10 protein-coding genes and 1 pseudogene are annotated in these 12,385 nt (G+C 47.4%); 7 read left to right on the forward strand and 4 right to left on the reverse strand.

All coding sequences use genetic code 11. From position 1 onward, the window contains the following. Positions 1 to 335: 335 nt before the first annotated feature. The 3 genes from AC4E7D_RS05725 (at position 336) to AC4E7D_RS05735 (ending at position 5,758) form a co-directional block, all read left to right on the forward strand. On the forward strand, positions 336 to 1,559 hold the full coding sequence (locus AC4E7D_RS05725; protein WP_490172854.1) for a sensor histidine kinase: 1,224 nt from the start codon (positions 336 to 338) through the stop codon (positions 1,557 to 1,559). Positions 1,560 to 1,657: 98 nt separating this feature from the next. Continuing rightward, the gene (locus tag AC4E7D_RS05730) at positions 1,658 to 4,180 is read left to right on the forward strand and encodes a M14 family zinc carboxypeptidase (RefSeq protein ID WP_490172855.1); all 2,523 of its coding nucleotides are present in this window, start codon (positions 1,658 to 1,660) and stop codon (positions 4,178 to 4,180) included. A gap of 3 nt (positions 4,181 to 4,183) precedes the next feature. Next, a complete protein-coding gene (locus AC4E7D_RS05735; protein WP_490172856.1) occupies positions 4,184 to 5,758 on the forward strand; it encodes an amidohydrolase family protein in 1,575 nt (524 codons plus the stop codon). A gap of 182 nt (positions 5,759 to 5,940) precedes the next feature. Here AC4E7D_RS05735 and AC4E7D_RS05740 read toward each other — a convergent pair whose 3' ends face one another. Beyond that, positions 5,941 to 6,162, reverse strand: coding sequence for a hypothetical protein (locus AC4E7D_RS05740; protein WP_490172857.1), 222 nt, complete (start codon positions 6,160 to 6,162; stop codon positions 5,941 to 5,943). A 236-nt stretch (positions 6,163 to 6,398) separates the two neighbouring features. Here AC4E7D_RS05740 and AC4E7D_RS05745 point away from each other — a divergent pair, with 236 nt between their 5' ends. After that, positions 6,399 to 7,106 (forward strand): SIMPL domain-containing protein, encoded by a 708-nt coding sequence (locus AC4E7D_RS05745; protein ID WP_490172858.1) that lies wholly within the window; start codon positions 6,399 to 6,401, stop codon positions 7,104 to 7,106. Between the two features lie 27 nt (positions 7,107 to 7,133). On the opposite strand, the gene AC4E7D_RS05750 is transcribed toward AC4E7D_RS05745, so the two are convergent. Together AC4E7D_RS05750 and AC4E7D_RS05755 are read right to left on the reverse strand one after the other, a co-directional pair. Beyond that, positions 7,134 to 9,686 (reverse strand): ABC transporter permease, encoded by a 2,553-nt coding sequence (locus AC4E7D_RS05750; RefSeq protein WP_490172859.1) that lies wholly within the window; start codon positions 9,684 to 9,686, stop codon positions 7,134 to 7,136. Beyond that, positions 9,683 to 10,372: an ABC transporter ATP-binding protein gene (locus tag AC4E7D_RS05755; RefSeq protein ID WP_490172860.1), complete on the reverse strand. Its 690-nt coding sequence runs from the start codon at positions 10,370 to 10,372 to the stop codon at positions 9,683 to 9,685. Before AC4E7D_RS05755 ends, AC4E7D_RS05750 begins: the two co-directional genes overlap by 4 nt. Positions 10,373 to 10,443: 71 nt before the next feature. Between AC4E7D_RS05755 and AC4E7D_RS05760 the strand changes: the two genes are divergently transcribed. Beyond that, positions 10,444 to 11,142, forward strand: coding sequence for an arylesterase (locus tag AC4E7D_RS05760; protein ID WP_490172861.1), 699 nt, complete (start codon positions 10,444 to 10,446; stop codon positions 11,140 to 11,142). Positions 11,143 to 11,149: 7 nt separating this feature from the next. Next, positions 11,150 to 11,527, forward strand: a complete 378-nt coding sequence (locus AC4E7D_RS05765) for a hypothetical protein (protein ID WP_490172862.1) — start codon at positions 11,150 to 11,152, stop codon at positions 11,525 to 11,527. A 15-nt stretch (positions 11,528 to 11,542) separates the two neighbouring features. On the opposite strand, the gene AC4E7D_RS05770 is transcribed toward AC4E7D_RS05765, so the two are convergent. After that, positions 11,543 to 11,776, reverse strand: a complete 234-nt coding sequence (locus AC4E7D_RS05770) for a hypothetical protein (protein ID WP_490172863.1) — start codon at positions 11,774 to 11,776, stop codon at positions 11,543 to 11,545. 413 nt (positions 11,777 to 12,189) lie between these two features. Between AC4E7D_RS05770 and AC4E7D_RS05775 the strand changes: the two are divergent. After that, a pseudogene (locus AC4E7D_RS05775) lies at positions 12,190 to 12,385 on the forward strand (hypothetical protein); the annotation flags it as partial.

Below are 12,385 nucleotides of genomic sequence, written 5' to 3' on the forward strand. Positions count from 1 at the left end.
CCGAACCCCTTATCGATAAGGGCGAATGGGTCTTGTTTGATCAGGAATAGTACAATGAACTATAAAATCCATTAAAGCAGCCTACGGGTTGCTTTTTTTTTTGAACCACTTCCCTAACTGCCATATGTAACTATAGCTTTTGCGGGGCCTAGGGAGGTGAACGGTCTATTGAATATCAGTGGATTCCGAAGCCTGCTGTAAAGGATTTCCACACACATAATACATCTAATGCGGGCAGCATTGTTGATTATCTGGCAAAACATAATTAGTTTTATAACAGCAATCAGGGATACGGGAACCTTACAGGAAGGGGTTCCTCTCTAAATTTTTAGGTCATGGAAAATTCCAAAGCACAAACGCTGGACAGGTACGAAGCCAAGGTGGCTTTGACCATTAATGTTGGGTATTGGGCCTCCGTCCTCACCCTTCTTTTCGGAGGGATCTCCCTAATCTGGCTAGACATTTCTGGCGTTGTTCCCTTTAGCTTCCTGTCATTCTCCCTGATCAACCTCCTTAACACCCTGGCCTTAAAAAAACACAAGAACCTGATCCTCGCTTTTAATCTGGCCGCCTTGTTGGGAATGGCTGCTGCTCTTGTGATTACCGTTTTTTCTGGGGGCATTAGCAGCCCCTTTATTTTTGTACTGGCTATCGTGGTGTTTGGCGGATATGCCACTGCGGGAAGACGGGGAAAATTGTATCTCTATCTATGTGTAGCCCTGGTACTCCTTATATTCCTCAACGACACCTTAGGTATTTTTCGAATTCAAAATGCTGTCCCCGAATCCTCTCGTGCGATATTTGCCTTGCTGAGTATATTGCTTTCTATTTACCTCATGGGGGGCGTTTTGGCTAAAAACCTGCTCAAGGCGCATATCGATCTCTATAAATCCAAACTGGAAACCGAACGCCAAATCAAGGAAAAGGCAACCCTGCTTCGGGAAGTGCACCACCGTGTGAAGAACAATTTGCAGACGGTTTCCAGCCTGTTGAGCCTTCAATCCAGGGGCATTGAAGATCCCAAAATGAAAAGCCTGCTGAAAAGCAGCCAGAACAGGGTGATTTCCATGGCCATGGTGCACGAAATGCTCTATATGCGCGAAGACCTTTCCCGTATCGAGTACAAAACCTACGTACGGGAATTAAGCGAATATTTAGTGCGATCTGTCAAAGGAGCAGAAAACAAAGTGAAGCTCAATATAGATATCCCGGACATCAAGCTGGGCATAGATACAGCCATACCCCTGGGCCTGCTGATCAATGAGGCATTGACCAATGCCCTGAAATATGGGATACAGGAGGACAGGGAAGGTGAGATCAATATCGCCCTGAAAAAAGAGGCAGACGAAGATTATGTCCTGAACATCGGTGATAATGGCATCGGGTTCCCCATGCAGGTAGACCATAAAAACACCCGGTCCCTGGGCTTGAAACTCATCCATAATCTAACCAGGCAATTGAAAGGGACCATCACCCGGGACCTAAGTAAAAAAGGCACCAATTACATTGTTAAATTTCGGGAAATAAGCCAGCAACACCATCTGAATCCCGTGGCCTAATACCCCCCTACCGCCCTATTTGCACCAGGAGTTCCTTAGGCGCCAGTTAGGGGATTTCTTTCTATATTTAGCTTTCTTATTCACGAAAACACTATCCCATGCTTAAGAATGTTCTATTGGCATTCCTGTTCTTTACGATTTCCCTGAATGCCCAGGATTACTTTTACAAAAAATTTCACCCGTTCAAATCGGATATTCCTTCCCCGGAAGCCTATCTTGGCTATCCTATCGGGGCACATCATACCCGGCACGACCGTATTGTCGGGTATCTGGAACTATTGTCGGAAGTTTCAGACCGGGCCACATTACAGGATTATGGCCGCACCCATGAGGGAAGAAGGCTGGTGATCCTTACCGTTTCCACTCCAGGCAACATCAAAAATATCTCTGGTCTTAAAGAACGCCACCTGGCCTATACCAAACCGAATGCCGGAATAAAAACAGATCCCGAACTTCCTGTTTTCATCAACCTTGCCTATAATGTGCACGGCAATGAGCCTTCCAGTTCAGAAGCCGCCCTGCTTACAGCCTATACACTGGTTGCCTCAGAAAACCCCGAGATCCTGAACTATCTGGAAAATGCAGTGATATTTATCGACCCAACAATAAACCCAGACGGCAGGGACAGGCACACCCACTGGGCAAATATGTACCAGGGCAATCCTCTGGTTGCCGATCCCCAGGATGCAGAACACAACGAATACTGGCCAGGGGGCCGCACCAATCATTACTGGTTTGACCTTAACCGGGATTGGTTACTGGCTATCAATCCGGAAAGCCGGGGGAAACTCCAGTGGTACCACGAATGGTACCCCAACGTAGTTACGGATTTTCACGAGATGGGCACCCAGAGCACCTACTTTTTTGAACCTATGAAAACCAATGGGTCACTGAATCCTATCATGCCACGGGAAAACTACGAGGACCTCAACAACCTTTTCGGGGAATATTTCTCTAAAGCCCTGGACAGTATCGGATCTTTGTATTTTACCAAAGAAGTGTTCGATGGGACCTATCCCGGATATGGCTCCTCCTATCCCGACCTCCAAGGGGGATTAGGCCTGCTTTTTGAACAGGCGAGTTCAAGAGGACATAAACAAAAAACAAACTTCGGGGAAATTACGTTTCCTTTTACCATAAGGAACCAATATACTTCCAGTATCACCACGGTTAAAGCCGCCGTAGAAAACAAGGAGTACCTCTACCAGTATCAGCAGGACTTTTTTACCTCTGGAATTGCCAACGCAGATAAGAGCAGGATCAAGGCGTATCAGTTCGGGGATTCCTATGATCAGAACCGGGTAAAAGCATTCATCGACAAGTTATTGCTCCATAAGATTGAGGTGTACAAGGCCGGAAACGGGGAATATGTAGTACCTACACGGCAACCGCAGTACCGCATGGTCCAGACCATGTTTGAGACCTATGATAAGTACCGGGACAGTGTTTATTACGATGCTTCTGCCTGGTCTGTAGCCAACTTCTATCATATGAATTACAGACCACTAAGCAGTTTTAGAAAGGGGGAACAGGTGAGTAGTACAGAAGACCTGGTAACCGTAATGCCTGTAACCAAATCCAGCTACGCCTATCTCATCGATTGGGATGATTACAACGTCTTTGCTGTTTTGAACCACTTGCAGCAGAAAGGGTTGGTCATTTCTTCAGCTTTCAAACCGTTTACCGCCCAGGTAAATGGGGCCTCCAGGCAATTCAATTACGGTACGCTGATGATCCCGGTTAGCCTGCAAAAGAAATCCCCGGATGAAGTATTCGAGCTGATAAAGACAGCTCAGGAGAAATACAAAGTGCCCGCCTACGGGGTAGAAACCGGATATAACCTGCAGGGAATCGACCTGGGGAGTGGCTATGTTAGGCCACTCGATAAGACTAAGGCTGCGATGCTCATTGGAACAGGGGTCAGGTCCTATGAAGCCGGGGAGGTGTGGCATCTATTGGATACACGGGTAGGCATGCCGATCACCAAGCTTCCGATGCGAAACTTTAACCGCATTAAACTAGATAAGTACAATACACTGGTAATGGTATCGGGCAATTACCGGCTGGATGAAAAACAACAAAACACTATCAAAGATTGGGTTAAAAAGGGCAACACCCTGATTACCATTGGTTCCGGATCAGAGTGGGTTGTAAAGAAGGAGTGGGTTAAAGAAAAGTTGATCACCTCAGAAACAGATTCTACCAAGGTGCCTGAACGTCTTCCCTATGTGGATGCGCGGGAAAACCTGGGCAAGGAAAGCGTTGGGGGAATAATTGTCCGGGCTCATCTTGATACTACCCACCCCCTGGGTTTTGGCTACAGGAATACTGAGATCCCGGTGTATAAAAATAATACCGTATGGCTGAAACCCAGCCAGAATGCCTATGCTACAGTAGCTAAATATACAGACAAGCCACATATCGACGGTTTTATAACCCAGCGCAATATGGAAGAATTCCTGAAACCCGCGGCCTCAGTTGTGGTAAGCCCGCTGGGGAGTGGCAGGGTCATCCTGTTTGCAGATAATCCCAATTTCCGGGGTTCCTGGTATGGCACCAACCGCTTGTTCCTCAATGCTCTGTTCCTGGGTCAAAAAATAACCGTACCAAAAAGAAACTAGTCCATGAAAAATATATTTAGCTTTTATATTGCCCTCCTAATTACCGGAGGTATTTCTGTTGTTGCCCAGCAGCAAACACCAGTATCCCAGGGCCCGTTTTCCCAATTGATCATCCGTGGGGTTACTTTAATTAACGGAAATGGAGCTCCGCCCCAGGGACCTGTAGACATTGTTGTGGAGAAGAACAGAATTACCCGTGTACAGGTAGTGGGGTACCCAGGCGTGGCTATTGATCCCAACAACCGGCCCAAACTTCGTGCTGGGGGTAGGGAACTCAATGCCGATGGCATGTACCTGATGCCTGGGTTTGTGGACATGCACGGCCATATAGGGGGCAAGGCCCAGGGAGCAGAACCTGACTATGTTTTTCGTTTATGGATGGCACACGGGATTACCACGGTACGCGAACCCAGTGGCAGAGGTATCGACTTTACCCTGGACCTGAAGAATAAAAGCGCCCGAAATGAAATTGTGGCTCCCAGGATATTTGCTTACACCGGATTTGGCCAGGGAAGCAAGGGGCCGATCAGCACTCCCGAACAGGCCAGGGAATGGGTACGTGATAATGCAAAAAAAGGTGCAGACGGCATCAAGTTTTTCGGCGCCCCGCCGGAAATCATGGCAGCAGCTTTGGATGAAAATAAAAAACTGGGGCTTCGTTCTGCCTGCCACCATGCACAGCTTAATGTAGCCCGCTGGAACGTACTCCATTCCGCACGCGCTGGGCTCACTTCTATGGAGCACTGGTATGGCCTGCCAGAAGCACTTTTTGAAGACCGTACAGTTCAGGATTATCCCCTGGATTACAACTACAACAACGAACAACATCGATTTGAAGAGGCAGGAAAACTGTGGAAACAAGCGGCTAAACCCTACTCTGAACACTGGAACAAGGTCATGGATGAACTGCTGGCGCTTGATTTTACACTGGACCCTACCTTCAACATCTATGAGGCCAGCCGTGACCTGCACCGCGCACGTCGGGCGGAGTGGCATGAGAAGTACACCTTACCCTCCCTCTGGGAATTCTATCAGCCCAGTAAAATCTCCCACGGATCCTACTGGCACTACTGGGGTACCGAACAGGAAGTGGCCTGGAAAGAAAACTACCAACTCTGGATGACCTTCGTGAATGAATACAAGAACCGGGGCGGACGGGTAACTACGGGATCAGACAGTGGATTCATCTTCCAGCTCTACGGATTTGCCTATATCCGGGAAATGGAACTTTTACGTGAATCAGGCTTCCATCCTCTCGAGATCATTAAGTCGGCTACGCTCAATGGGGCTGAAGCCCTTGGTATTGCCGATCAGATAGGTACGGTAACGGAGGGAAAACTCGCTGATTTTGTCATCGTGGAAGAAAATCCCCTTAAAAACCTCAAGGTGCTATATGGTACCGGAGCTATAAAATTAACAGAAGAAAATGAGGTAGTACGCGTTGGAGGGGTACGCTATACCATAAAGGACGGAATTATCTACGATGCCAAAGCCTTGCTGCAGGAAGTGGAGGCTATGGTTGATGCAGAAAAAAAGCGACTGGATTACCAGATCAGGCAACCCGGGAACAAGCAATAAATCGCTGAAATCCAGTGCCTTACTTTTTTATTGGCTTTTTGTGATAGGTCATGTCAGGGACATGTAGCGGGCGTACCTGCCCCATAGTTTTGGGAAATAAGAGTACATAGCTGAGAAACAGGGTAACTGGTAAAAGCAGGATAAAAAGTATCATGATGGTATAGGTATACGTTGTTGTCAAATTAAAAGGGTGTTATTCCTGAATTTCGGAATGCGAATCCTGACGGAGCAATAAACGGGTTTGCTGTTTTATTTTGGTCAGCAGGGATAACACCAGTAAGGCAACTATCCAAAACAAAGCCCACTTCAATATGTTCCATTTTGCACGCATTTGAACTAAAAATCAAATTAAACATAAGGTTGGTGGTCATGGTTTGTGTTGCTTCTGAATAGATAACGCCCATATCCTGATTAGATGTAAGGTTTTTCGTCAAGGAACCCAGAAATCAGTCGGAGCGAAGATCCACCGCTGAAGTGGTATAAACCCTCGATAAAAACAGGTGTAAAATAGCTGCTGAATCTCTGTATCTTCCTTAGTGGATATTGTGTAAAATTGAAGTTAAATCCTGCCATGCCCGGTCCAAACTCGTAATTAATCCCGTATTTTAGAATAAGGAGTCTCTTTTAAAAACTGCTACTTATGAAAGAACTGGACTGGTTAAAAACGCTGATCGTATTTATAGGGCTGATCATCGCTGGATATTTTATTGGAAACATGCATAAAACAGGCAAACAATATGACCGCTACGTTCAGGTTAAAGGCTTGTCTGAACGGGAGGTGAATGCAGATATGGCTGTATGGCCGATCAATATCACACTTACCGGTAATGACCTGGCTGTTCTGAAAAAGGAGATCGAAGCACAGAATGAAGCGGTGAATGGTTTCTTTACTGCCCGTGGATTTACCCCGGATGAAATCACCAGGGGAACTACCAATATCAGCGATGCCCGTGCCAATTTATACAATACGAACAACCAAAATCCCTACCGGTACCTGGCGGTTTCGGAATTTACGGTTCGGACAACAGACATTCCCAAACTCAAGAAGGCCCTGACCGAATCCCTCTCCCTGATGTCCAAAGGGATTATTCTAGGTTCCAAGAATACCTGGAGACCCATAGAATATATTTTCACTGGTTTAAATGAACTAAAACCTGAAATGATTGAGGAGGCTACCAAAAATGCCCGTGAAGTTGCCATTAAGTTTGCGGAAGACTCCCAGTCGCGCGTAGGCAAAATACGGATTGCCCGCCAGGGACTTTTCACTATTAACGACAGGGACCAGAATACTCCTGAAATCAAAATCGTACGCGTAGTGTCCACTATCGATTTTCAATTGGAGGACTGAGGGACTTGAACTCCTGACTTTTTCTGTTTACCGATTTTCCTTACGCAACACTTGTAACGGCGGGCTATGAAGTACCCCCGTACTGTTGAACAAACCAATGGCCAGCACGAGGAAGGTGATACCGGGTAACAACAGCAGGAAAGGTACATATGAAGGGGTAAAAGGCGTCTCAAATACGAATACGGCCAGTAATTCACTTCCGAGCAGGGAGAGCAAAATACCAAAACCACTGCCCAATACCCCCAGGTAGAGATATTCAAGGGCGGCAATCTTAAGGATCTGCTTTCCTTTGGCCCCAAGGGTCCTAAGCAAAACACTTTCCCGTATACGCTGGTATTTACTGGTCCTGACTGCCCCGATAAGCACGATAATCCCCGTAAGGATACTGAAAAATGCCATAAAATTGATTACCCATGAAATCTTGTCCAGGATAGATTCGATCAGAGTGACCACCTGTCTGAGGTCGATGATAGACAAGTTGGGAAAAGCCTTTACCAGGTCGCGCTGCAGTAAGGCAGAAGTGGCTTCATCTGGTGCATTTGTGGTGATGACATGGAATTTAGGCGCCCCCTCAAGTACCCCTGTCGGAAAAACTATGGAAAAATTGAGCTGCATCCTTCCCCAATCCACTTCGCGAATACTGGCTACCACGGTCTCCATCAATACCCCCTGAACATTGAAGGTTATGGCATCCCCTATACCCACCTCAGCATCCTGTGCCACGTTGTACGCCATAGAAATAGGGATGGGGCCTTGCTGATCATATTCGGCAATCCACTCCCCATCTAACAGGGTTTCGGAGGCAATAAGACTGTCCCTGTAAGTTACCCGGAACTCATGGTTGAGGATCCATTGGTTTATGGTAGAGGTACTGTCTGTTCGTATATCATTCACAGGGCGTCCACTAAGCTCATGCACCCGCATCGTAACAATGGGGATATTATCCAAAACGGGCAGGCCTTTGGGAAGTATCTGGCCTTCTACAGCCTCCTGTTGCTGGCTCTGTACATCCAGGATAATCAAGTTTGGGCTGTCAGTGGAGGAATTCAATTGGGCGCGTGCCAGGAGAATATCCTTAGTGAAGTATAGGGTACTGATCAGAAAGGTGCCGACACCAATCGCCAGGATCAGGACACGGGTCTGATTTTGTGGACGAAACAGACTAAGAAGGCTTTGCCTGGCAATAAAACCCCAGCGCGAAGGGAAAAATCGCTTTATCGCCTTCATAAAAAGGCCTGCAATCCCGGATAAAACAGCAAATGTGACCATAATGCCCAGTACAAATGCCAGGGCGTAGGTCCAGTTGTCCAGCAAAGAGAGGGAAAAGAAGAAGACAAAAAGCAATATCGCCACAAAAACGAGCATCACGATCCACCTTGGCGGTTTGGCGGTTTGCTCCTGTATGCGCAATACCTGTAGCGGGGAGACGAACCAGGTACTCAAGAGGGGCAGTAAGGCAAATAAGACCGACATGAAAATCCCCAGCAGTACCCCCTGGAATATGGGTGGCCAAACCCAGGAGATACTCACCTCAAATGGGAGGAAATCTTCAAGGATGAAGGGGAACAACTGTTGTAAGAGTACACCGCCCATAGCCCCGGCAACACCACCGATAAATCCCATAGCCGCAATTTGCAACAGAAAGATCTGGAAAGATTGTGCCCTTGTGGCCCCCATGCATTTAAGGATGGCTACTGATTTAAGTTTTTCCCGTATGTAAATATTCACAGAACTGGCGATTCCCACGCAACCCAGGAGCAGGGCTATAAACGCTACGAGGTTCAGGAACTTCGCAAAATTATCATACCTACGGCCCAATCGCCTGCTGGTGTCCAGATGGCTGTCCAGGTCGGCATTTTCAGCATCTAACAAGGGATCTACGCGCTGGTTTAAGAGCTCGAGGTCGGTTTCCTCATCTGCCTTGAAATAGTAGTTGTATTCCACACGGCTTCCCTGTTGAAGGAGCCCTGTTTCCTCAACAAATCGGTATGGGATCACGACAGGGGGGGCTACAGAACTGGAAATTGCCGTGCTGCCCGGCGCCGCTTTCAGGGCCCCGGCAATACTAAAAAGGGTCGTCCCGATCTTTACGCTATCCCCCACCTGCAGGTTATATTGAAGCATGGCTGTGGCATCGACAAGCGCGAATTTTCCATTGGCATAGGTCTGGGACGCCTCCACAGGTTCGGTTTCCAACTCGCCATAAATGGGAAAATTACCGGCAATACCCCTTACCCGTATCAGTTTGGTGGCTTCCGCTTTGGGAAAAGCGGCCATTGAGGCGAAGTTCACTTCTGTCCCCTGGGCGCCCCCCAGGGAATCGATGATAGCCCTTACCCTTTCATTGGGGTACTGATTGCTGTCTATAAGGAAGTCTGCCCCCATCAGGGCCTTTGACTGTAGCTGTATGTTTTGTTTGAGGTTGGCACTAAAGGATTGTATGGCCACAACGGCCATAATTCCAAGGACTATAGAAGCCATAAACAGGACCAGCCTCCTGCCGCTGGCCTTGCCATCACGCATAGCCATATGCAGTATCCAGGATGCACCTGTATGTTTCACCTCCCTGCCCTTGTTCATGAAACCGTACTGGGTTGATTACTGAGTATTCTTCCCCCTTTCAGCCTGAGGATATGCTGTGTTTTTTGTGCCAGTTCGAGATCATGTGTCACAATAATCAGGGTCGTGCCGGCTGCCTTATTGAGGTCAAAGAGGAGCTGAACCACCTTCTCCCCCGTTTCCTCATCCAGGTTGCCGGTAGGTTCGTCAGCAAAAAGAATACTCGGGCGGTTGCAGAAGGCCCTAGCGAGGGCAACGCGCTGCTGTTCCCCCCCTGAGAGCTGCGAAGGATAGTGATGTGTCCGGTCAGCCAGGCCCACCTTCTCCAAAAGGTCCAGGGCTGCGGTGGCAGCACCTTTTTCTCCCTGGAGCTCGAGGGGAACACTCACGTTCTCGAGCGCAGTTAAGGTGGGTATGAGTTGAAAATCCTGGAAAATGAAACCTACCTCCCTGTTGCGCAATTGAGCCCGTTCGTCCTCATTGAGCTGAGACAGGGAAACCCCGCAAAGTTCTATTTCTCCTGCATCTGCCTTGTCGAGTCCGGCACATAGGCCCAAAAGGGTAGTCTTACCGCTTCCCGAAGGGCCTACTATGGAAAAGGTGGCCCCTTTTTCTACATTAAAGCTGATATCGTCCAGTACAAGTAGTTCCTTGGTTCCGCTGGTATAACTCTTCCTGAGCTGGGTTACGTTTAATATCTTTGTCATGAGATGTACTTCCGGTGATTACCAAAGCCGGAAAAATAAGGATTTGGTTTTAATTATCCCGTGGCACAGACATGCAGAAAGTATTAAAGTTTAGTTATTTTTTAGGTTTTTTACTCCTTGCAGGATGTGGCGATATGGCCAGCAGTAAAGATACTCCTGAGCCCGTTACCGAGGAATCTGAAAAGGCAGCCACTACTACAGATAGTACTACTGGTGTAATCCTTTGTTTTGGGGATAGCCTTACAGCGGGACTGGGCCTTGATATGGAAGATGCCTTTCCGGCAGTTATCCAAAGGAGAATTGACTCCCTCGGGTATGACTATAAGGTAGTAAATGCCGGGCTGAGCGGTGAGACCACTGCAAGCGGAAAAAACAGGCTCAACTGGGTGCTTAACCAGAAAACCGATATCTTGATTTTGGAACTGGGGGCGAACGATGGCCTGCGTGGGATCAATCTTACGGAAACCCGTCAAAACCTTCAGGCCATTATAGATAGGGTCAGGGCAAAAAATCCTGAAACCATAGTGCTCCTTGCCGGTATGCAGATTCCCCCGAATATGGGTCCTGAGTACACAGCGGAGTTCAGAAAGATTTTTCCTGAGCTGGCAGAAATGAATAACGCCTACCTTATCCCTTTCCTGCTAAAGGATGTAGGAGGGATACCCGAGCTTAACCAGGATGACGGGATTCACCCCACCAGGGAAGGCCACTTGATCGTAGCGCAAAATGTCTGGGAAGTGCTTGCTCCCATTCTAGAAAAAAACAACTGATACGAGTATGATTAACACATGGATCGACAATCTTGCCTGGATGGATACCTTCGCGCCAACCGTCTGGATAGGCTTAACCGTAATCATGTTCTGGATCCTGTATAAGGTATATGGAAAGGAAGGGAAAAAACATCCGGTCTTCCGGTTCGGGGTATTTCTATTGATTCTGGTTTGGTTGTACCCTATCTACACATTCTTCTTCAATCAGCTGGAAGTTAGCCTGGCCGGTAATCTTATCACTTTATGGGCCACCTTTTCCTACCGGCATCGCCTTGCACCTTTTGGCAAGAAGTATGCCCGCTGGATGTATCCCCAGTTGGTCTGGATTTGTCTGGCAACGGTCTACGTTGGGTTATTACTGATAAATAAGTGGCAGATGAGCTGAGGGTATGGTGATGAATTAGGCCAGTTTAGCTTTGTTGCGCTTGGTAGTAAAAGACAACGCCTTCTTTACAGTGGAATTGGCCCTTCTGTACAAACGAGCTACTTTCTCTTCTTGCTTTACCGTAGTGTTTTCAGTAGCAGTAACGATAGTCATTTCAATGGTCTCCACCTTAACCTCGGCAGCTTTATCCTGAGCCTGGGCAGTTACTCCAATCATAAGGACAAAAATTAAAGTGATAAGGGTTTTCATGACTTGCGTTTTTTTCTATTAAAAAAACGCGGCAGACCCCCTCATAAGGGGTTGCATTTCGTCGAAGAGCCCTTATTTTTCGGTAATTGACAAAATGTCGGATAAAGTGCAAAAAATCCTCGATGAACGTTCCAATACCCTAAATCCGCTTATCGGATTAAGGTGTCGTTCAACGAGGAAAAATCCGTCCGATCCGTACAGAAAACCCCTTTTTTTTGTAACTTTTATAGGTAGAATAGACGGATATACAGCTTTATTGGCCCCTTTTGTCCAGTTTGTAAGGGCAAAACTGTCTAATCAAAAGCTTCAGCAGGTAGTAAAAGTTTCCAAAAAGATACATGAATCGCCCTTATGGCAAACCCAGGATTATGAAATACGTTTTATCGCTAATTTGTTTATTATTCTTTACCCCTATGACTGCTCAAAAAAGCGGCAATACTGCCCTGCCTTATGAAAAGATCCCGGATTACCCGGAAAACTATACCCCTGGGACCGTTGTTGCCCGCATGATAGACGGACTTGGATTCCGGTACTACTGGGCTACGGAAGGATTGCGGGACGAGGACCTCGGCTTCAGGCCAGTAGAAGGTAGCAGGACCATTGAAGAAA

The sequence above is a fragment of the Lentiprolixibacter sp. genome (genome assembly GCF_982873095.1).

Excerpts from the sequence above, each read along its gene's own strand:
- AC4E7D_RS05740 (WP_490172857.1), bottom strand. The coding sequence starts at position 6,162 with ATGGGCGTTATCTATTCAGAAGCAACACAAACCATGACCACCAACCTT.
- AC4E7D_RS05770 (WP_490172863.1), bottom strand. The coding sequence starts at position 11,776 with ATGAAAACCCTTATCACTTTAATTTTTGTCCTTATGATTGGAGTAACT.
- AC4E7D_RS05750 (WP_490172859.1), bottom strand. The coding sequence starts at position 9,686 with ATGAACAAGGGCAGGGAGGTGAAACATACAGGTGCATCCTGGATACTG.
- AC4E7D_RS05735 (WP_490172856.1), top strand. The coding sequence starts at position 4,184 with ATGAAAAATATATTTAGCTTTTATATTGCCCTCCTAATTACCGGAGGT.
- AC4E7D_RS05755 (WP_490172860.1), bottom strand. The coding sequence starts at position 10,372 with ATGACAAAGATATTAAACGTAACCCAGCTCAGGAAGAGTTATACCAGC.
- AC4E7D_RS05730 (WP_490172855.1), top strand. The coding sequence starts at position 1,658 with ATGCTTAAGAATGTTCTATTGGCATTCCTGTTCTTTACGATTTCCCTG.
- AC4E7D_RS05725 (WP_490172854.1), top strand. The coding sequence starts at position 336 with ATGGAAAATTCCAAAGCACAAACGCTGGACAGGTACGAAGCCAAGGTG.
- AC4E7D_RS05765 (WP_490172862.1), top strand. The coding sequence starts at position 11,150 with ATGATTAACACATGGATCGACAATCTTGCCTGGATGGATACCTTCGCG.
- AC4E7D_RS05745 (WP_490172858.1), top strand. The coding sequence starts at position 6,399 with ATGAAAGAACTGGACTGGTTAAAAACGCTGATCGTATTTATAGGGCTG.
- AC4E7D_RS05760 (WP_490172861.1), top strand. The coding sequence starts at position 10,444 with ATGCAGAAAGTATTAAAGTTTAGTTATTTTTTAGGTTTTTTACTCCTT.